Source organism: Bradyrhizobium sp. CCBAU 11357 (genome assembly GCF_028128865.1).
Lineage (GTDB): Bacteria > Pseudomonadota > Alphaproteobacteria > Rhizobiales > Xanthobacteraceae > Bradyrhizobium.
The window spans coordinates 1-21,076 of the sequence record NZ_LBJW01000109.1; the positions used below are offsets into that span (position 1 = coordinate 1).

At 65.7% G+C, this 21,076-nt stretch carries 14 protein-coding genes and 1 pseudogene; 8 read left to right on the plus strand and 7 right to left on the minus strand.

The annotated features are described in order from the left end of the window. Nucleotides 1-162: 162 nt before the first annotated feature. The 4 genes and pseudogenes from XI05_RS28375 to XI05_RS28390 form a co-directional block, all read right to left on the minus strand. Nucleotides 163-1,053: pseudogene (locus tag XI05_RS28375) on the minus strand (NAD(P)-dependent oxidoreductase); the annotation flags it as partial. Beyond that, nucleotides 1,044-2,175, minus strand: a protein-coding gene (prfB, locus tag XI05_RS28380; protein ID WP_260383522.1) for a peptide chain release factor 2 whose coding sequence is annotated in 2 segments (ribosomal slippage) — nucleotides 1,044-2,105 and nucleotides 2,107-2,175 — 1,131 coding nt in all. Because the reading frame shifts where the segments join, the coding sequence is not laid out codon by codon here. The gene prfB and the pseudogene XI05_RS28375, both read right to left, overlap by 10 nt. Before the next feature lie 170 nt (nucleotides 2,176-2,345). Continuing rightward, nucleotides 2,346-4,853, minus strand: coding sequence for a penicillin-binding protein 1A (locus XI05_RS28385; protein WP_271508016.1), 2,508 nt, complete (start codon nucleotides 4,851-4,853; stop codon nucleotides 2,346-2,348). Between the two features lie 268 nt (nucleotides 4,854-5,121). Beyond that, nucleotides 5,122-6,417: an N-acetylmuramoyl-L-alanine amidase gene (locus tag XI05_RS28390; protein WP_271508019.1), complete on the minus strand. Its 1,296-nt coding sequence runs from the start codon at nucleotides 6,415-6,417 to the stop codon at nucleotides 5,122-5,124. A gap of 705 nt (nucleotides 6,418-7,122) precedes the next feature. Here XI05_RS28390 and XI05_RS28400 point away from each other — a divergent pair. Then, nucleotides 7,123-10,251, plus strand: a complete 3,129-nt coding sequence (locus XI05_RS28400; protein ID WP_442869325.1) for an Rne/Rng family ribonuclease — start codon at nucleotides 7,123-7,125, stop codon at nucleotides 10,249-10,251. A 65-nt stretch (nucleotides 10,252-10,316) separates the two neighbouring features. Next, nucleotides 10,317-11,549, plus strand: a complete 1,233-nt coding sequence (locus tag XI05_RS28405; protein WP_271508028.1) for an NAD(P)/FAD-dependent oxidoreductase — start codon at nucleotides 10,317-10,319, stop codon at nucleotides 11,547-11,549. A gap of 81 nt (nucleotides 11,550-11,630) precedes the next feature. Here XI05_RS28405 and XI05_RS28410 read toward each other — a convergent pair whose 3' ends face one another. The 3 genes from XI05_RS28410 to XI05_RS28420 all read right to left on the minus strand — a co-directional run bounded on the left by XI05_RS28410 (nucleotide 11,631) and on the right by XI05_RS28420 (nucleotide 14,876). After that, nucleotides 11,631-12,965: a dicarboxylate/amino acid:cation symporter gene (locus tag XI05_RS28410; protein WP_271508031.1), complete on the minus strand. Its 1,335-nt coding sequence runs from the start codon at nucleotides 12,963-12,965 to the stop codon at nucleotides 11,631-11,633. An 84-nt stretch (nucleotides 12,966-13,049) separates the two neighbouring features. Continuing rightward, nucleotides 13,050-13,607, minus strand: coding sequence for a biotin transporter BioY (locus XI05_RS28415; RefSeq protein WP_271508532.1), 558 nt, complete (start codon nucleotides 13,605-13,607; stop codon nucleotides 13,050-13,052). Between the two features lie 81 nt (nucleotides 13,608-13,688). Continuing rightward, the gene (locus XI05_RS28420) at nucleotides 13,689-14,876 is read right to left on the minus strand and encodes a pyridoxal phosphate-dependent aminotransferase (protein WP_271508034.1); all 1,188 of its coding nucleotides are present in this window, start codon (nucleotides 14,874-14,876) and stop codon (nucleotides 13,689-13,691) included. 205 nt (nucleotides 14,877-15,081) lie between these two features. On the opposite strand from XI05_RS28420, the gene XI05_RS28425 reads away from it, so the two are divergent. The 6 genes from XI05_RS28425 (at nucleotide 15,082) to accC (ending at nucleotide 21,053) form a co-directional block, all read left to right on the plus strand. After that, nucleotides 15,082-16,482: a M48 family metalloprotease gene (locus tag XI05_RS28425; protein ID WP_271508037.1), complete on the plus strand. Its 1,401-nt coding sequence runs from the start codon at nucleotides 15,082-15,084 to the stop codon at nucleotides 16,480-16,482. A 96-nt stretch (nucleotides 16,483-16,578) separates the two neighbouring features. Continuing rightward, nucleotides 16,579-17,346: a DsbA family protein gene (locus XI05_RS28430; RefSeq protein ID WP_271508040.1), complete on the plus strand. Its 768-nt coding sequence runs from the start codon at nucleotides 16,579-16,581 to the stop codon at nucleotides 17,344-17,346. Nucleotides 17,347-17,554: 208 nt separating this feature from the next. Continuing rightward, on the plus strand, nucleotides 17,555-18,394 hold the full coding sequence (locus XI05_RS28435; protein ID WP_271508043.1) for a DUF1236 domain-containing protein: 840 nt from the start codon (nucleotides 17,555-17,557) through the stop codon (nucleotides 18,392-18,394). Nucleotides 18,395-18,619: 225 nt separating this feature from the next. Next, entirely contained in the window at nucleotides 18,620-19,087 is a 468-nt protein-coding gene (aroQ, locus tag XI05_RS28440; protein ID WP_025036005.1) for a type II 3-dehydroquinate dehydratase, read from the plus strand. 35 nt (nucleotides 19,088-19,122) lie between these two features. Then, nucleotides 19,123-19,611, plus strand: coding sequence for an acetyl-CoA carboxylase biotin carboxyl carrier protein (gene accB, locus XI05_RS28445; RefSeq protein WP_271508046.1), 489 nt, complete (start codon nucleotides 19,123-19,125; stop codon nucleotides 19,609-19,611). An 83-nt stretch (nucleotides 19,612-19,694) separates the two neighbouring features. After that, nucleotides 19,695-21,053, plus strand: a complete 1,359-nt coding sequence (gene accC / locus XI05_RS28450) for an acetyl-CoA carboxylase biotin carboxylase subunit (RefSeq protein WP_271508047.1) — start codon at nucleotides 19,695-19,697, stop codon at nucleotides 21,051-21,053. The last annotated feature ends 23 nt before the right edge of the window (nucleotides 21,054-21,076 follow it).

Genomic DNA, 21,076 nt, shown 5'->3' on the forward strand with positions numbered 1-21,076 from the left:
CTTGTCGTGACAAATCATAGCACGTTGAGAGGAGCGGGGCGATTTTCATTACGTCTATTGGGGGTAGCCGTCGAGGTCTGCTTCGGGTCCAGAAGCCAAACAGCTTTCATGGTCGGAGACTTCCGCTTTGCATCGATAAGCAGAAGTTTGTGAGTACACGTCCTACCGCTGCTTCGGCCGCGACACCAGCTCGCTCATCCGCCCTTCATCATCATCAGGCATCACCGCCTTCGCCTGCGCATAGGCCTCGACCGCAGCGCGCGCGACCAGCGGCTTGTCCGCGAGCAGGCTCTCGGCGAGCTTCACGGCGTAGGCGGCATCCTTGTGCCGCAGCGCTGCGGTGAAGGTCGCGCCGCTGAAATCGCGGGCGACCATGCGCTTGGAATGACGCGCTACCTGCGGGCTTGCGGCGACGCCTGCCTGGATCGATTCCAGCACCAGGTTCATGTCGAGCCCGGCCTGCTCGGCCATCGCAAGGCCCTCGGCGAGGCCGGCGATCTGGATCGCGCCCATGAGATTGTTGATGAGCTTGTAGACCGTGCCGGAGCCGACCGCGCCGAAATGACGGATGGTCGAGCCGATCGGCGTCAGATACGGCCGCGCGCGCTCGAGATCGGCCGCATCGGCGCCGACCAGAAGCGTCAACTTCCCGGCCGCCGCCGCGTCCGGCAATCCGGTGACGGGGCAATCGATGTAGACCAGCCCGCGCGCATTGAGCTCGCGGCCCATCTCGCGGGCGTGGTCATAGGAAACGGTGGAGCATTCGATCGCGATGGTGCCGGCCTTGGCCGCCTTGGCCGCACCTTGCGGCCCGAGCCAGACCACGCGCGAGGCCTCGTCGTCGGCGACCATGGTCACGACCGCATCGGCATCGATCGCGGCATCTTCCGGCGAGGTCGCCCAAAGCGCGCCGCGCGCGATCAGGTCCGCGGCCTTGGCCTTGCTGCGATTCCAGACCGTCACCGTGAAGCCGGCATCGAGATAGCGGCCGGCCATGCCGTGGCCCATCCGCCCAAGCCCGATGAAGGCGACGCGCGGCATGGCTAGTCCACGTCCTCGATGTCGCCGCTCGTGGTGCCGAAGGCGCGCTGCGCCAGCGTCGCGGCCATGAACTCGTCGAGCTCGCCGTTGAGCACGCCCGAAGTGTCGGAGGTCTGCACGCCCGTGCGCAGATCCTTCACCATCTGATAGGGCTGCAGCACGTAGGACCGGATCTGGTGGCCCCAGCCGATATCGGTCTTGGCGGCCTGGTCGGCGGCAGCCTTCTCCTCGCGCTTTTTCAGCTCGATCTCGTAGAGACGCGCGCGCAGCATGTCCCACGCCTGCGCCCGGTTCTTGTGCTGGGAGCGGCCGGCCTGGCAGACCACGGCGACGCCGGTCGGGATATGCGTCAGGCGCACCGCGGATTCGGTCTTGTTGACGTGCTGGCCGCCGGCACCGCCCGAGCGCATGGTGTCGACGCGGACGTCGGATTCCTTGATGTCGATCTTGATGCTGTCGTCGATGACGGGGAACACCTGCACACTCGAGAACGAGGTGTGCCGCCGTGCGTTGGAATCGAACGGCGAGATGCGCACCAGGCGATGCACGCCCGCTTCGGTCTTCAGCCAGCCATAGGCGTTGTGCCCGGAAACCTGGATGGTCGCCGACTTGATGCCGGCCTCTTCGCCCTCGGACTCTTCGAGGTACTCGACCTTGAAGCCATGCGTTTCGGCCCAGCGCGTGTACATGCGCAGGAGCATCTGCGCCCAGTCCTGGCTCTCGGTGCCGCCGGCGCCGGCATGGACTTCGAGATAGGAATCGAAGCGGTCGGCTTCGCCCGACAGCAGCGCCTCGAGCTCGCGCCGCGCCACTTCCTTCTTGAGGTTCTTCAGCGCAGCTTCGGCTTCGGCAACGACGCCGTCATCGCCCTCGGCCTCGCCGAGCTCGATCATGCCGATGTCGTCTTCGAGCTCCTGCTCGACCTTGCCGATGCCCGATAGCGCATCCTCCAGCGAGGTGCGCTCCTGCATCAGCTTCTGGGCTTTCTGGGGGTCGTTCCAGAGGTTGGGATCTTCTGCGAGCTTGTTCAGCTCAGCGAGGCGCGCCGTCGATTTCTCGACGTCAAAGATGCCTCCTCAGCAGCCCGACTGACTGCTTGATCTCTTCTACCAACCGTTCGATCTCGGCGCGCATGTTGTTCTCTGGTCTAGCGCATGATCCGGGAAAGTGTGCAGCGCTTTCCCGAAAGCATCATGCGCAAATAAAAAATCTGACGCGATGCAGTTCATCTCACCGCGCTGGGGATGTAACGGCGGCGGCGCGAAAGCGCAACCGCCCCCCTCGTCCGTATCAGACGTTATCCGCTACCACAGCCCGCCGGTGCCCGGCCGCATGAGGAAACCGGAATCCGGCTGCTGTTGCGAGGCCGGCATGCCGCCGCGCCCGTCGGCATCGGCAACGCCGATGACGGAGTAATTATCCGGCGGCGCCGTGCCCGGCTTGAAGGCTTCGAGGATGATTCCGCCGGTCTCGCCGGGGCCGGCACGCATGCCGGTCTTGGCGACGACGCGGACGAGCTTGATGCCGGCCGGCACCTTGAACGGAACGGCGGGCTTGTCGGCGAGCGCGAGCTTGAGGAAATCGCGCGCGATCGGAGCGGCCAGATGGCCACCGGTTGCGGCGTTGCCTTTGCCGAGCGGACGCGGCTTGTCGTAGCCCATGTAGATGGCGACCGCGACGTCGGGCGAGAATCCGACGAACCAGGCGTCCTTGGCCTCGTTGGTGGTACCGGTCTTGCCGGCAACGGGCTTGCCGACTTCCTTGATCACGGTCGCGGTGCCGGCCTGGACCACGCCTTCCATCAGCTCGGTGATCTGATAGGCGGTCATGGAATCCAGCACCTGCTCGCGGCGGTCGATCAGCTGCGGCTCGGCCTGGTTCTTCCAGCCGCCGGGCGCGTCGCAGCCGCGGCATTCGCGCTGGTCGTGCTTGAAGATGGTGCGGCCGTAACGGTCCTGGATTCGGTCGATCAGCGTCGGCTTCACGCGGCGGCCGCCATTGGCGAGCATCGAGTACGCCGTGACCATGCGCATCGCCGTCGTCTCGCCGGCGCCGAGCGCGTAGGAGAGATAGTTCGGCAGCTCGTCATAGACGCCGAAGCGGCGGGCATATTCGCCGATCAGCGGCATGCCGATGTCCTGCGCGAGGCGCACCGTCACCGTGTTGAGCGACTGCCGCAGCGCATTGCGCAGCGTCACCGGTCCCTGGAATTTGCCGGAGGAGAAGTTTTCAGGCCGCCACACGCCGGCACCCTGGCCCTGGTCGATTTCGATCGGCGCGTCGAGCACGACGGTCGAGGGCGTATAGCCGTTGTCGAGTGCGGCCGAATAGACGATCGGCTTGAACGACGAACCCGGCTGCCGGTAGGCCTGCGTGGCGCGATTGAACTGGCTCTGGTCGAACGAGAAACCGCCGACCATCGCGAGCACGCGGCCGGTCCAGGGATCCATCACCACCATCGCGCCCGAGACTTCCGGGATCTGGCGAAGACGGTACTGGCCCTCGACCGGCTGCCCCTCTTTGGAATAGAGCGGATCGGCATAGATCACGTCGCCGGGCGCAAGCACCTGCGCCACCGAGGCCGGCGTCTTGCCCTTGGCGTTGCCTTGCGCGGCCCTCGCCCAACGCACGCCGTCGAGCGTGACGATGCCGGTCTCGCGCTGCTTGCTGACGGCGCCGCCAAGCTCCCGGCTCGGCTGGAAGCCGATGCGCGCCGACTGGTCGCTGGTCTCCAGCACCACCGCCATGCGCCACGGCGAGATGTCGGACAGCGACTTGATCTCGGCGAGCTTCACGCCCCAGTCGCCCGAAATGTCGAGCTTGCTGATGGCGCCGCGATAACCCTGCTGCTCGTCATAGTTGACGAGACCGGTGACCATGGCCTTGCGCGCCATGACCTGGATCTTCGGATTGAGCGTGGTGCGAACCGACAGGCCGCCCTCGTAGAGCTTCTTCTCGCCGTAGCGCTCGAAAATGTCGCGGCGGACTTCCTCGGCGAAATATTCGCCGGCGAAGGTGTGGGCGCCGTTGGAGCGGCTGGTGACGGCGAGCGGCTCCTTGCGCGCCTTGTCGGCGTCGGCCTGCTTGATCCAGCCGTTCTCCACCAGACGGTCGATCACGTAATTGCGGCGCTCGATGGCGCGGTCGCGGTTGCGGACCGGATGCAGCGTCGCCGGCATCTTCGGCAGCGCCGCCAGATAGGACGCTTCCGCCACCGTCAGCTCGTTCACCGACTTGTCGAAATAGACCAGCGAGGCCGCCGCGATGCCGTAGGCGCCGAGGCCGAGATAGATCTCGTTGAGATACAATTCGAGGATCTTGTCCTTCGAATAGGTCTTCTCGATGCGCATCGCCAGCAAGGCTTCCTTGATCTTGCGGGCGAAGGAGACCTCGTTGGTGAGCAGGAAGTTCTTGGCGACCTGCTGGGTGATCGTGGACGCGCCCTGCGGACGCCGGTTGGAGCCGTAATTCTGGAGATAGAGCAGGCCTGCGCGTGCCATGCCGGTGTAGTCGATGCCGCCATGCTCGTAGAAATTCTTGTCCTCGGCCGCGAGGAACGCGTTGATGACGAGCTTTGGCACTGCCTGGATCGGTAGATACAGCCGTCGCTCCTTGGCGTATTCGCCGACCAGCGAACCGTCGACCGCGTGCACGCGCGTCATCACCGGCGGCTCGTAATCCTGAAGCTGGGAGTAGTCCGGCAAGTCCTTGGAGAAATGCCAGATCAGGCCTGCCACGGCCCCGACACCGACAAGGAACACCACTGTTCCCGCGGCGAACAGGAAGCCCATGAACCGCACCAGCAAGCGCATTATCTGTTTATCCGTTCAAACTCTGGATCAGCCCAGTACTCAGCCCATGGGACCTAAAAACTGGCACCCCAAAACTGGCGCCAACCTCACATCGCGAATTCACCGGCTTACGCAATCACATCAAGGCCGGACTTAAGACGCTTGCCGAACAGGATTCTCGCCGATTCCGGAACCCTCTACGGGTTTTCTATAAAGCGTCCGCTGTGGCCAAACTAGGGCCTTTGGCTCAGGAGGAACAAGCCGGCTCAGTTCGACGTCCCCCCGGTCGTCAATTTGACGATCCGGCCGTGGCCATCCGCTTGGTCAAAAATCCGTCGATCGCCTGGGCCATCGAGCCCACGGCACGAGACCGCCAGCCCTCGGAGACAAGGTGCCCGAGATCCGCCTTGTTGGAAACGTAGCCGATCTCGACCAGCACCGAGGGCACGTCGGGCGCCTTCAGGACCCGGAAGCCGGCAGACTTCAGGGGATGCTTGTGCATCCGCACCGTCTGCTTCATTTCGCTCATCAAAAGGCGGGCAAAACGGTTTGAAAAGGTGCGGGTTTCGCGCTGCGTGAGGTCGATCAGGATGTCGGCGACATCGGTCGGCTCCTCCGCGAGGTTGAAGCCGGCAATCGCATCGGCGCGGTTCTCCGCATCGGCCAGCCGTTGGGCCTCGGCATCGGACGCCTTGTCGGAGAGCGTATAGATGGTCGCGCCCTGCGCATCGCCCTCGGCCCGCGGCAGCGCATCGGCGTGGATCGAAACGAACAAGGCCGCCTTGAGATTGCGGGCGATCTTGGTGCGGTCACTGAGCGGAATGAAGGTGTCGTCGTCCCGCGTCATCACCACGCGGTACTTGCCGGCCTTCTCCAGCTTGTCGCGGAGCGCGAGGCCAAAGGCCAGCACCAGGTTCTTTTCGCTCTCGCCGCTCGATTGGGTCCCGTTGTCGATGCCGCCATGGCCGGGATCGATCACCACCACCGGGCGACCGTCGGGCTTCTGCTGCGCCCCATCGGGGGCCGGCGCGCTCGGAACCGTGGCAGGCGGCGCTTCGGCGATCGCGGGCCGCAACTCGGGACGGTTTTCGACCGGCAGCGACGACACGAAGGCGGTGCGGTCGACCTCCTCCAGCTCGAGCACGAGCCGAGCCGGTTGGCCGTTGGCCGCCTCCAGCACGTAGGAATTGGCGATCTTCGCCGGCCCGGTCAGGTCGAACACGATTCGCGAGCCGCCGGGCATGACGAGCCCGTAGCGGAAGGCCTTGACCAGCCCCCGCCCCCCGCTTCCGATCCCGGCGGGCAGCTGAAAATTCATCTGCGGCACGTCCACCACCACGCGATAGGGGTCGGCCAGCGTGACGGCGCGGAAGGTGACGGTCTGGTCGAGGTCGAGGATGAAGCGGGTCTGCTTGCCGTCGCCGGCCAGCCGGGCGGCCGAGGCGACCGGAAAATTCGCTGCGACGGCAGCGGGTTGCGGCCGGCTTTCGGCGGCGATCAGGCGCGAGGAATCGGCACACGGCAATGCCGCGATGCACAGCAACACGCCTCCCAGCAGAATCCGTCGATTTGTGCGGCTCGCCACCGATTCCGTGCCTCCGAGCAGCTCTCTTAACGCAATAAAACCACAGGGTTAATCGATCCTTAATGACGGAAACGCGAAACTCTCCGACTGTGACCGCCGTGCGACGCTCCCTTGCACCGATGGCTCATTCCTCGTATGTACGGAATGCTGACGGCCGATATTTCCGGTTGTGTCGCATTCAGCCTCCCGGTGCAGCGCCGGAACTCTCAAGGTTTGGGAATTCCAGCGTTTTCCGTTTCCCTCTAAGACCAGCGCGGTGCGCGGCAGCGAGGTGGAGCGGGTCAAGCCCCGGCGGCGGACGGTCTCGGGTTACCACTCATGTTACCGGGACGGTTCTGACAGCGGCGTAACCCATTACCCGGTCCCTTGATCCCAAGGGGGCGGTTCGTGATCCCCAAGGCGAGCGCGCTCGCGCCGTGCCTGGCCAGCAGCAACTGATTGAAGGGCGGCCTCGCCGCCCAGTGTTTCATACGGGCCGACGCTTGATGCGCCAGACTGTGCCGACGAAATCTGAAGGAGCATTCGCGACGCTGCGGAGTGACAATCCCGCGCGTCGCAATGGTCCTGAAGCTTCCGGTTCGGCAAGGCGCGAGAGACGGCGTTTCGGCCTTCCCCTCACCCCCGAATCAGGTGGACCGTCGCGTCACCCGGCGGCGCGATACGCGCCCACGGCTTATCGCGCCCGCCGCCGCCAAGAGTTAAGACATGCCCAACAAGATGTTGATCGATGCCACCCACCCGGAAGAGACCCGGGTCGTCGTGGTCCGCGGCAATCGCGTCGAAGAGTTTGATTTCGAGACCGCGCAACGCAAGCAACTGCGCGGGAATATCTACCTCGCCAAGGTCACAAGGGTCGAACCCTCGCTCCAGGCCGCCTTCGTCGAATATGGCGGCAATCGCCACGGCTTCCTCGCCTTCAGCGAAATCCATCCCGATTACTACCAGATCCCGGTCGCCGACCGGCAGGCGCTGATCGAGGCCGAGGAACAGGCCCATCGCGAGGCCGAGGAAGAGAGCGAGAATCGCTCGCACGGGCGCCGCCGCTCGCGCCACCGCAACGCCCGCCGGCGCGGTCATGGCGAGCGCGTGCGCAGCGACATCGTCGAGGGCCTCGAGGCCGGCGCCGATCCCGCCGCCCAGCCGGTCGAAGGCGCCGCGCAGCCCGAGCATGCCGAGGGCGAGCATCTGCACGCCGATACGGAGCATCACGGCGAGCACGAGGGCCACGATCACGATCATGGCGACCATGACCGTGATCATGACGATCATCATCATGATCACGAGCACCATCACGAGCACCATCACGCTCACGATCACGCCCATGGCCATGAGGACGAGCGCAATCATCATGACCATGATCGCGCCGGCGAGACGCCCGCGCCTGTCGCGGCGGTCGGCGCCGAGCCCGCGGTCGAGACAATTGCCGCGCCGCAGCCGGCCCCAACCTTCGATGTTCCCGCTTCCGAAGCTCCAGCCGCCGAAGCGCAGGCAGAGCCTCTGGCCGAAGCCGTGACGTCGGCCGCCGAGCCGGCCGATGCCGTTTACGCCGCCGGCGAAAGCACTGAAGCGCCGCATGCCGAGGCCGCCCAAGCCGGTGAAGAGCAAGCCGGTGAAGACGACGACGAGGATGAGGAAGACGGCGAGGATGCCGAAGAGGAAGTCGTCGAATCCGTCGGCGGCGACGACGTGCTGGAGGAAGTGCCGGAGCGCACCTTCCGTCCGCGCCGCCAGTACAAGATCCAGGAAGTCATCAAGCGCCGCCAGGTGATGCTGGTGCAGGTGGTCAAGGAAGAGCGCGGCAACAAGGGCGCGGCGCTGACGACCTACCTCTCGCTCGCCGGCCGCTATGCCGTGCTGATGCCGAACACCGCGCGCGGCGGCGGCATCAGCCGCAAGATTACCAGCGCGCAGGACCGTTCCCGTTTGAAGGAAGTGGTGCAGGATCTCGACGTGCCCGAGGGCATGGGCATCATCCTGCGCACCGCAGGCGCCTCCCGCACCAAACCCGAGATCAAGCGCGACTTCGAATATCTGATCCGGATGTGGGAGACGGTGCGTGACCTGACGCTGAAGTCGCAGGCCCCGACCCTCGTCTACGAGGAAGGCTCGCTGATCAAGCGCTCGTTGCGCGACCTCTACAACAAGGAGATCGACGAGATCCAGGTCGCCGGCGAAGCCGGCTACCGCGAAGCCCGCGACTTCATGAAGATGCTGATGCCCGCCAATGTCAGCGCGGTGAAGCAGTATCGCGACGGCCAGCCGCTGTTCTCGCGCATGGGCGTCGAGAGCCAGCTGGATGCGATGTTCTCGCCGACCGTGCAGCTGCGCTCCGGCGGCTATATCGTGATCAACCAGACCGAGGCGCTGGTCTCGATCGACGTCAACTCCGGCCGCTCGACCCGCGAGCACCATATCGAGGACACCGCGCTCAAGACCAATCTGGAGGCGGCCGAAGAGGTCGCCCGCCAGCTGCGCCTGCGCGACCTCGCCGGCCTGATCGTCATCGATTTCATCGACATGGACGAGAAGCGCAACAACCGCGCGGTCGAGCGTAAGCTGTCCGACTGCCTCAGGCAGGATCGCGCGCGCATCCAGGTCGGCCGCATCTCGCATTTCGGCCTCTTGGAGATGTCGCGCCAGCGCATCCGCGCCAGCGTGCTCGAGAGCTCGACCGATCCGTGCCCGCATTGCGGCGGTACCGGCCATGTCCGCTCGGTGTCTTCGGTGGCGCTGCAGCTCTTGCGCGGCCTCGAAGAGATCCTGATGAAGGGCGCGACCCACAATCTCGTGGTCCGCACCCGCACCGACGTCGCGCTCTATGTGCTGAACCACAAGCGCGGCCATCTGCGCGACCTCGAGAACGGCTTCAAGGTCACGCTGTCGGTGATCGCCGACGCTAGCGTCAGCGGCCCGCAGGCCTATGTGATCGACCGCGGCGAGCAGGTGCATACGCTCGAAGCCGCCAAGGCGCTGCTTGCAGCCCAAGCCGCGGCGAGCCCGCCGCCGCTGGTCGAAGAGGTCTACGACGACGAGGACGGCTTCGACCTGGAGACTGAATCCGAGGTCGAAACCGATGAGACCGAAGGTCTTGCCGACGAGCAGGCCGGCGGCGAGGCAGCCTCCGAGCAGGACGGCCAGCGCCGCAAGCGCCGTCGCCGTCGGCGTGGTCGCGGTGGCCAGCGCGAGGGTGAGTTGCGCGACGATACGGCGCCGACCCTGCCCGAGCCCGCGATGGTCGCCGCCGAAGGCGAGGACGAGACCGAGTCCGAGCAGGACGGTGAGGAAGGCGAGGAACAGGCGGCCCGTGGCGAACAGCAGGGCAGCAGTGATCGCCGGCGCCGGCGTGGTCGCCGCGGCGGACGCCGCCGTCGCGGTGGCGGCGAGGAAGGTCTTGCCGGCTCCATCAGCGACGAGCTCGGCACCGGCCAGCCGCCGGAAGCCGTCGACGCAGTCGCCGATTTCGATGGTTTCGGCGGCCAGGCTTCGCCCTCGATCGCGCACGCCGAGCCCAGCACCGAGCCGCAAGTTGCGCAGCCCGAGCCGCACGCCGAGATGCAGACCGAGGCGCCGGCCCAGCCGGAGCCAGCTACCGCCGCAACGCCGGACGATGAGCCTGCCGGCGACAAGGCCGCGCGGCGCCGCTCCACCGTGCGCGAAAAGGTCAGTTTCCTGCTGAACAGCCAGCCGGAGCCCGCAACGCCGGCCGCGGAGGCGACCGAGCCGGTTGCCGCGCCCGCACCCGCAGCTGAGCCCGCGCCGGACGCGGCAAGCGAAACCCCGACCGCCCCGCGCCGGGCTGGCTGGTGGTCACGCCGTTTCGGCGGCGGCGAGTAAAGGGACAAAAGAGTTGAAACCGCCCGGCCAAACCGGGCGGTTTTGATTTGATGAGGTTAGCAGCAATGCAAAGCGCGATCATTCTCGGCGGCGGCATGGTGGGCGTGGGCGCCGCGCTGCATCTGCAGCAGCGCGGCTGGTCGGTGACGCTGGTCGATCGCCGGGAGCCGGGCCGCGAGACCAGCTACGGCAATGCCGGGATGATCCAGGCCGAGGCGGTGCGCCCCTATCCGATGCCGCGCGACCTCGCCTCGCTCCTGAAGATCGCGACCGGCCGCACCAACGACGTGCGCTACAGCCTCTCCTCCCTCCATCTGCACATCGAGCCTCTGCTCCGCTATTGGTGGCACTCGGCGCCGAAGCGGCATCGCGAGGCGATCGAGGCGTGGGCACGGCTGATCGCCTACGCAACTTCCGAGCACGACATCCTGATCCGCGAGGCGCATGCCGACAATCTCATCCGCCGCGCCGGCTACCGAGCGCTGTTTCGCGATCGCGCTTCGTTGGATCTGTCGATCAAGGCCGCGGAGGAAGACCAGCGCGAATTCGGCGTGAACTATCGCGTGCTGTCGGGCAGCGAGCTTGCCAGGGCCGAGCCGATCCTGCGCGACGATCTTCCGGGTGCGATCCACTGGCTCGACACCTGGACAGTGTCCGACCCCGGCGCGCTGGTCACGGCCTATGCCGAGCTGTTCGCGCGCCTCGGCGGCAGGATCGTGCTCGGTGATGCGCAGAGCTTGCGGCAGACCGCGACCGGCTGGTCGGTCGACACCGACGAGGGGCGCATCGACGCGGCCCACGCCGTCGTGACGCTCGGGCCGTGGTCGCCCGATTTGTTGTACAAGTTCGGCTATCGCATCCCGCTGGTGCGCAAGCGCGGCTACCACATGCATTACAGCGGCGGCGCTTCGCTCGACCTGCCCCTCATCGACAAAAGCGGCGGCTACGCCATGGGGCCGATGGCCAAGGGCATCCGCATCACCACCGGCGCGGAATTGACGGGCGCGGATGCATTGGCAACGCCGGTGCAGCTGGCCAGCGCCGAAGCCTCCGCGCGCGAGCTGATCGACCTCGGCGAGCGGGCCGAGCCGGATCCGTGGTTCGGCACGCGGCCTTGCACGCCCGACATGCTGCCTGTGCTCGGCCCAGCCCCGCGCCACCCCGGCCTCTGGATGAATTTCGGCCACGGCCATCAGGGCTTCACGCTGGGACCGGCGACCGGACGCCTGCTCGCGGAGATGATGAGCGGTGAAACTCCGGCGGTCGATCCTACGCCGTATCGGCCGGAGCGGTTCTAGCCTCAAGGAAAAAGGGCTGATCGAGGATCTCGACCAGCCCTATCACTTCGAGCTCTGACAGCGCAGCTCGCGCTGCAAGGATCAGTCCGTCGTGATCGCCGTCTCCATGTCGGTCGGATCGATCTCCTTGGCGAGGTTGGCTTTGAGCTTGTCGCGGTCGAGCTCGCCTTCCCACCAGGCGACGATCACGCAGGCGACGCCGTTGCCGCACAGATTGGTCAGCGCGCGGCACTCGCTCATGAACTTGTCGATGCCGAGCACGATTGCCATGCCCGGCACGAGCCGCGGATCGACCACGGCGAGCGTCGCCGCCAGCGTGATGAAACCCGCGCCGGTGATGCCGGAGGCGCCCTTCGAGGTCAGCATCGCCACCACGAGGATGGTGATCTGCTGGCCGAAGGAGAGCTCGACGCCGAGCGCCTGCGCGATGAACAGCGTCGCCAGCGTCATGTAGATGTTGGTGCCGTCGAGGTTGAACGAGTAACCCGTGGGCACGACGAGGCCGACCACCGACTTGGAGCAGCCGAGCCGCTCCAGCTTCTCCATCAAGGACGGCAGCGCGCTTTCCGAGGACGAGGTGCCGAGCACGATCAGCAGCTCGTCCTTGATGTAGCCGAGGAACTTGAAGATCGAGAACCCCGCCATGCGCGCGATGAGGCCGAGCACGACGAACACGAACAGCGCAGCCGTGACGTAGAACGTCGCGATCAAGCCGACCAGATTCAGGATCGCGCCGGTGCCGAACTTGCCGATCGTATAGGCCATCGCACCGAACGCGCCGATCGGCGCCGCTCGCATCACGATCGAGATGACGCCGAACACCGCGTGCGCGGCATCGTCGATGAAGCTGCGGATGGTGTGGCCGCGCTCGCCGAGGCTCATCAAGGCGAAGCCGAACAACACTGCGAACAGCAGCACCTGGAGAATCTCGCCTTGCGCGAAGGCGCCGACCACGGTGTCCGGAATGATGTGCAGAACGAAGTCGACGGACTTCTGGCCGGCCGCCTGCTTGGCGTAGTTGGCAACGGCTGCCTCGTTTGCCGCCGCATTGCCGAAGCCGGAGCCCGGCTTGACGAGATTGCCGACAACGAGACCGATCACCAGCGCGAAGGTCGAGACGACCTCGAAATAGACCAGCGCCTTGACGCCGATGCGACCGACCTTCTTGGCGTCCTGGATGTGGGCGATGCCGGAGACCACGGTGCAGAAGATGATCGGGGCGATCACCATCTTGATCAGCTTGATGAAGCCGTCGCCGAGCGCCTTGATCCATTCGTTGGTGGCGACGGTCGGCCACAGCCATCCGACGATGGCGCCGAGCACGATGGCGATCAGCACCTGGACGTAGAGTACTTTGTACCACGGCTTGGCGACGGGCGGCGCGACCGGCGCCCCCGCCATCGTTGTCGTCGTCATCAGTTTCACTCCCCTCACAACATTGGGCCAGCCAAGATCAACTTGGCCGGCCCTGTCAATTGGAACTGCTCGTGTTGGCGCGTTTTACCCGCGGCGCTCGACGAGCCGGCGCGCCGCCGGCATCAGGGTCGCGCCGAGCGCATTCTTGACCAGCGAGGCCGCGATGAACGGCACGATGCCGACCTGCCAGGCCTTGGCGGCGCCGAGACCAAGGCCGAATGCCAGCCAGCCGAACCCGGTCGCGAGAATGACGATGTGGCCCGCAGCCATCGCCGCAAACAGCAGCGTCACGCTGCGATCCCAGCCACGCTCGGCGAGCCAGCCGGTCAGAAACGCAGCCAGCACGAAGCCGAACAGATAGCCCGCGGTCGGGCCGACGAGCGGTGCGATGCCACCCACGGGACCGGCGAACACCGGCAGCCCGATCGCGCCCTCGGCGAGGTAAGCGATCATGGTTGCGCTGCCAAGGCGCCAACCATAGGCGGCGCCGATCATCAGCACCACCAGCGTCTGCAGCGTCATCGGCACGTAGGGCAGCGGCAGATTCACCTTGGCTGACAGCGCCATCAACGCGGTGCCGAGCGCAATCAGCACGACGGCACGCAGCGTACCGACGGCTTCGCCCGGTCGGGTCGGCCACATCAACGCGGCGAGAGAAGAATGTGGCGTAGCGGCGGAACGGTCAGGCACGTCGAACTCCGGAAGGCTGTCTAAAACTGGCGGCTATTTAAGCCAGTGAGCGATCCGGTCAACTGCCTCCCGCATCTCATCGAGCGAACGGGCATAGGAAAAGCGGATGAAGGAACGGCCATGGATGGGATCGAAATCGAGGCCCGGCGTTGCCGCCACGCGCGCCTGCTCCAGCATCTGCTTGGCGAACTCGAAACTGTCCGAGGTGAAGTCCGAGACATCGGCATAGAGATAGAAGGCGCCGTCAGCCGGCAGGAATCTCGTCAATCCGGCCTTCGGCAAACCATCGATCAGGACACGCCGGTTTTCCTGATAGCCGTGCTTGATCGCCTCCATCTCGGCCGTGCCGTCGAATGCAGCCTCCGCCGCGATCTGCGACAGCGAGGGCACCGAGATCGAGAGGTTCTGCTGCAGCCGCTCGATCGGCCGCACCAGGATCTCGGGCACCACCATCCAGCCGACGCGCCAGCCCGTCATGCAAAAATACTTCGAGAACGAGTTGATCACGAGCGCGTGCTCGGACAGCGCCGCCGCCGTCACGGCTGGAAACGCGTAATCGAGACCGTGATAGATCTCGTCCGAGATGAAGCGGATGCCGGCGTCTTCTGCCGCCGCGATCAGGCCGGCGAGCGCGTCACGGGACATCATCGTGCCCGTCGGATTGGCGGGGCTGCCGACCAGAACGCCCTTCAGCGGCGCCTTGCGATGGGCCGCGAGCAACGCCTCGCCGGTCAGCGCGTGCCGAGTCTCGTTCGTGGTCTCGATCAGCACAGGCTCGCAGCCGAGCGCGGTCAAGATGTGTCGATACGGCGGATAGCCCGGCACCGTCACGGCGACGCGATCACCGGGCTCGAACATCGACAGGAACGCCAAGATGAAGCCGCCCGACGAGCCCGTCGTCACGACGATCCGATCGGGGCTCACGTCGCTGCCATAGGTGTCGCGATAATGGCGCGCGATGCGCGCGCGCAAGGAGGGGATGCCGAGCGCCGAGGTATAGTCGATCCGTCCAGCCTCGAGCGCCGCATGGGCGGCCGCGATCGCGGTCCTGGGCGCGCCGGCCGCGGGCTGGCCGACCTCCATGTGGATGACATGACCACCGGCGGCCTCGATTCGGGCCGCCGCGGCCATGACGTCCATCACCATGAACGGGGGAACATCGCTGCGGCTGGAGGGCTCGAGCCACTGCCCCAACCGGTTCCTCAATGTCGCATCGTACATCGATTTCTGCTATTGGCTGGCGAACCGGTCCGTCCGGTCCGAAAACGAGGCGCTTGCGCCCCAGACTGGCCGCATTGTACGGCTCAATGAGGGCATCGCTCACAAGGGCATATCGCGTATCCGGTCCGCCGCCAATCACCAAAACCAATCACGAAACTGCTTGACCAAGAACACTTGACCGAGCCCGTTTGACCAAGACCGCTTGATGTCGCTCCAGATCGCATTGCGCAAGAAGGCCTCCGCCCTCACCGCCCTCGTCACGGCCGCGGCGATCACGCTGACGCCGTTCTCGGCCGCGCACGCGCAGGCCAAGGGACCGCCGGTCCTGCGCGACACCGAGACCGAGCAACTGCTGCGCGAATACACGCGCCCGATCCTGCGCGTTGCCGGTCTGGAGAAGCAGAACATCCAGATGGTGATCATCAACGACGGCTCGTTCAACGCCTTCGTCGCGGACGGCCGCCGCATCTTCGTCAATTGGGGCGCCATCCTGCAAGCGGAGACGCCGAACCAGATCATCGGCGTGCTCGCGCACGAGACTGGGCATCTGGCGGGCGGCCATCTGTCCAAGCTGCGCGAGCAGCTCGCCGCTGCCCAGACCCAGATGATCATCGCGATGCTGCTCGGCGCCGGCGCGATTGCGGCCGGCAGCACCCAGCGCAGCAGCGCAGGCAACAACGGGCTCGCCAATGCCGGCGCGGCCGCGATCGCCGCCCCGCAGGAGGTGATCCGCCGGTCGCTGCTGTCCTATCAGCGCCAGCAGGAGGAGAACGCCGACCGTGCCGGCGTGAAATTCCTGACGGAGACCCAGCAATCGCCCAAGGGCATGTACGAGACGTTCAAGCGCTTCACCAGTGAGAGCCTGTTCGCCGCGCGCGGGGCCGATCCCTACCTGCAGTCGCATCCGATGCCGGCCGAGCGCGTCGCCGCGCTGCAGGAGTTCGCAAGCTCCAGCCCGTACTGGAACAAGAAGGACGATCCCGCGCTCCAGCTCCGGCACGACATGGTCCGTGCCAAGATCTCCGCCTTCATGGAGCGGCCGGAGACGGTGTACCGCCGCTATCCCCAGACCAACGACAGCCTGCCGGCGCGCTATGCGCGCGCCATCAGCACCTACCTCCACGGCGATCTGCGCAGCGCGCTCGCCCAGATCGACGCGCTGATCCAGGTGCAGCCGAACAACCCGTATTTCTACGAGGTGCGCGGCCAGGCGCTCCTGGAAAGCGGCAAGGCGGCCGAAGCGATCGCTCCCTTGCGCAAGGCCGTCGCCCTCTCGAACAACGCCCCCCTCATCGAGATGTTACTTGGGCAGGCTCTGGTCGGAACCGATAATAAGGCCTACACCGACGAGGCCGTTCGGATTCTCCGCGCCGCGGTGGCCCGGGAGCCCGAGGCGGCGCTCGGCTTCACCCAGCTCGCGATGGCCTATGGCCGGAAGGGAGATTACGCGGAGGCAGATCTCGCCTCGGCCCAGGCCGCGTATTTGCGCGGCGACAACAAGACCGCCCGCGAGCTTGCGACGCGCGCGAAAACCCGTTTCGCCGTCGGCACGCCCGGATGGGTCAAGGCCGACGACATCGTTGCGGCGAAGCCGCCGCGCAATTGACGCAACTCGAACGACGGCCGACCACGACGTCACGACACCGGGCTTGAATCCGCCGGGACGTTTCTCGAAACCTGCTTTGGATAAGAGGATTTGACTATGCCTTCGCTGCGCCTGCTCGCTCCTGCATTGTTCGCGCTCGCCATGTTCGGCGCGGCCGTGCCCGCCTCCGCCGACAGTTTCTCCGACAGCCAGCGCACCGACATCGAGAAGATCATCAAGAACTATCTCGTCAGCCATCCCGAGGTGCTCGAGGAGGCCATGGCCGAGCTCAGCAAGCGGCAGGCCGCGGCCGAGACGCAGAAGCACGAGGCCAGCATCGCGCAGAACGCCGAGGCGATCTTCAACTCGCCGCGCCAGGTCGTGCTCGGCAACAGGGAGGGCGACGTCACCTTCGTCGAGTTCTTCGACTACAATTGCGGCTATTGCAAACGCGCGATGGACGACATGCTGACCATCATGAAGGGCGATCCGAAGCTGAAGGTCGTGCTGAAGGAGTTTCCGGTGCTGAGCCAGGGCTCGGTCGAGGCGGCCCAAGTCGCGGTCGCCGTGCGCATGCAGGATCCCTCGGGCAAGAAATATCTCGACTTCCACCAGAAGCTGCTCGGCGGCCGCGGCGCCGCCGACAAGGCCCGCGCGATACAGGCCGCCAAGGAAGCCGGTCTCGACACCGCTCGCATCGAGAAGGACATCGCCAGCCCCGAGGTGCGCGCCACCATCGAGGAGAATTTCAAGCTCGCCGAGGCAATGGGCATGAACGGCACGCCGAGCTATGTGATCGGCAAACAGATCGTGATCGGCGCCGTCGGCGTCGAAAGCCTCAAGGAAAAGATCGGCATTGCGCGTTGCGGCAAGGCAACCTGCTGACCACACGTCTTACGACACCGAAACAAGAAAAGGCCGGCTGAAAAAGTCGGCCTTTTTCCTTGCGCGGAACGTTGGCGCCTTCGTGCCAAGTCATTCATCTGGCATTCAACAAACAAATGCCGCGGAACAGCCGAAGTTCCGGAACAACTCAAAACTCCTTTCGTTGTCGGCGCGGGCAATGACGCGAATGACACGTGAGGAGAATTCGATGTTGAACCGCTTTATGATTTCAGTTGCCGCAGTCGCCCTCGTCGCGGGCGCCGGTCTGGCGAACGCACAAGACAAGGGTACTGGCGCTGGCTCGCAGCAGATGCAGCACTCCCAGCCCTCCGGCGGCGCCGCTGACAAGGGCACCGTCGGCCAGGCCGGCGGCTCCAGCGCGACGAAGTCCGAAGACAAGTCCGGCGCCATGAAGGACGACCGTTCGGGCGGCGCGATGCACAAGAACGCGGCCGAAGACAAGGCCGGCGCCACCAAGGGCCAGCGCACCGACGAGCGCGCGCAGGGTCAGATGGACAAGTCCCAGCAGGACAAGTCCAAGAGCATGAGCCAGGACACCAGCAAGTCCGGCAGCAAGGACCAGAAGGACATGAAGGCTGAGGGCAGCAAGAGCGGCACCTCGACCAACAACGCCGAGACCCAGAAGGGCACCGGCACCAGCACCAACCAGAATGCTCAGGGCCAGACTGGCGCCAGCACGAACCAGAACGCGCAGGGTCAGACCGGCACCAGTTCGACCCAGAACGTGCAGGGCCAGAGCTCGACCACGGTTGGCCAGGCGGGCGCCGCTGCCAAGCTTTCGACCGAGCAGCGGACGCAGATCACGTCCGTGATCCGCGAGGAGCGCGTCGCCCCCGTGACGAACGTGAACTTCTCGATCTCGGTCGGCACCCGCATTCCGCGCGAGGGCATCACCCTGCACGCCCTGCCGTCGCGGGTCGTGACCATCTATCCGGAGTGGCGGGCCTACAAGTACGTCCTGGTCCGCGATGAAATCGTCATCATCAATCCGGACACGTACGAGATCGTGGCCGTCCTGAACGTCTAAGGCCGGACACCGGCAATCTAGGGGGCGGGCAGCTTGCCCGCCCCTTTGCATGCGCCCGGCAGCCATGCTTCGGCCTGGTTAACAAGCAATTTCCGTAGTTTCCGCACAGGTTTTTGCGCACTGGATGAGGTGCTTGAACCGGCCCTCGAGGCCCTTCAAGGCTTCCCCTCACGCGCTTTGTTACCTATAACCCCCGCCACCCGAAACACCTCTCCCGGGATTGGAATGGCCGAACCTGCAACCGACACGATCCTCGTCCTGAACGGGCCGAACCTCAACATGCTGGGGACGCGCGAGCCCGACAAGTACGGCCACGCGACGCTGGCCGACGTCGAGGCGCTGTGCCGGGAGACGGCCGCGACGTTCGGCCTGAAGGCGGACTGCCGGCAGTCCAACCGCGAAGGCGAGCTGATCGACTTCATCCACGAGGCGCATCGGCGCAAGATGAAGGGCATCATCATCAATGCCGGCGGCTATTCCCACACCTCGATCGCACTGCACGATGCGCTGCTCGCCGTGCAAATTCCGACGGTCGAGGTGCATGTGACCAACATCCACGCCCGCGAGAGTTTTCGTCACCATTCCTACACCGCACGCGCGGCTTTCGCCTCGCTCTGCGGTTTCGGCATCGAGGGCTACCGCCTCGCCATCCAGGGCCTTGCCGCCAAGCTCGGCATCAAGCCCAACGCCTGACGCTCCCTTCCAACAGAACATTCGGATCAAACAACATGGCGCGCCAGCCAGACGACAAAGCAGCCGCAAAGTTTTCCAGCGAGGATTCCGCGCTCGTCCGCGAGCTGGCACTTCTGCTCGATGAGACCAGCCTCACGGAGATCGAGATCGAGCGGGCGGGCCTGCGCCTGCGCGTCGCCCGCAACATCAGCGTTGCCGCGACCATGCCGATGCAGGTGACGGCTCCTCCGGCCGCCCTGCCGCTGGCGGCAAGCCCCGCAACCCCTGCCGCGGCCGATCTGTCGAAGCATCCGGGCGCCGTGACCTCGCCGATGGTCGGCACGGCCTATTGGGCGCCGGAGCCGGGCGCAAAGCCGTTCATCGACGTCGGCACCAAGGTCTCGGTCGGCCAGACGCTGCTGATCATCGAAGCCATGAAGACGATGAACCAGATCCCCTCGCCGCGCGCCGGCACGGTGACGCAGATCCTGGTCGAGGACGGCCAGCCGGTCGAGTACGGCGAGCCGCTGGTGATCATTGAGTGACGCGAATGGGAATTAGCGAATAGCGAATGGCGTCAGCCTTCCCTACTCGCCATTCGCCACTTCGCCATTCGCTGCAGGACAACATGTTCGACAAGATCCTCATAGCCAATCGCGGCGAGATCGCCCTTCGCATCCTCAGGGCCTGCAAGGAGCTCGGGATCGCGACCGTCGCCGTGCACTCCACCGCGGACGCCGATGCCATGCATGTGCGGCTGTCGGACGAGAGCGTCTGCATCGGGCCGCCGGCGTCCAAGGACAGCTATCTCAACGTGCCCGCCCTGCTCGCGGCCTGCGAGATCACCGGCGCCGATGCCGTGCATCCCGGTTACGGCTTCCTCTCCGAGAACGCGCGCTTTGCGGAAATCCTCGCCGAGCACAATCTGCACTTCATCGGTCCGAAGGCCGAGCACATCCGCCTGATGGGCGACAAGATCGAGGCCAAGAAGACCGCCAAGCGGCTCGGCATCCCCGTGGTGCCCGGCTCGGACGGCGCCGTCGGTCCCGACGACGATGCAATGGCGATCGCCAGGAAGATCGGCTTCCCGGTGCTGGTCAAGGCGGCGGCGGGCGGCGGAGGCCGCGGCATGAAGGTCGCGCACAGCGAGGCGGACCTGCAGGTGGCGCTGTCGACGGCGGCGAACGAGGCCAAATCCGCCTTTGGCGATGCCTCCGTCTATCTGGAAAAATACCTGCAGAAGCCGCGCCACATCGAGATCCAGATCCTCGGCGACGGCCGCGGCGGCGCGATCCATCTCGGCGAGCGCGACTGCTCGCTGCAGCGCCGCCACCAGAAGGTCTGGGAGGAAGGCCCCTCGCCCGTCCTCGCCGCCGCCGCACGGGCCAAGATCGGCGAGACCTGCGCCAAAGCGATGCGCGAGATGAAATATCTCGGCGTCGGCACCATCGAATTCCTGTTCGAGGACGGCGAGTTCTACTTCATCGAGATGAATACCCGCATCCAGGTGGAGCATCCCGTCACCGAAAGCATCACCGACATCGACCTCGTGCTGGAGCAGATCCGCATCGCCGCCGGCGGCGACCTGCCGGCCAGGCAGGACGAGGTCCAGGTCATCGGCCACGCGATCGAGTGCCGCATCAACGCCGAGAACCCGCAGACCTTCCGCCCCTCGCCGGGCCGGATCCTGCAATATCATCCGCCCGGCGGCCTTGGGGTGCGGATCGATTCCGCCGTCTACCAAGGCTATACGATCCCGCCCTATTACGACTCCCTCGTCGGCAAGCTGATCGTGCACGGCAAGACCCGCGCCGAATGCCTGATGCGGCTTCGGCGGGCGCTGGACGAGATGGTGGTCGAAGGCATCGAGACCACGCTGCCGCTGTTCCGTGCGCTGGTGCGCGAAGCCGACATCATCAACGGCGACTACCACATCCACTGGCTGGAGCAGTACCTGGCCGGCAAGGCGGAACCCGCCCCGCGATAACCTCGTCCCCTTGCGGAACCCTT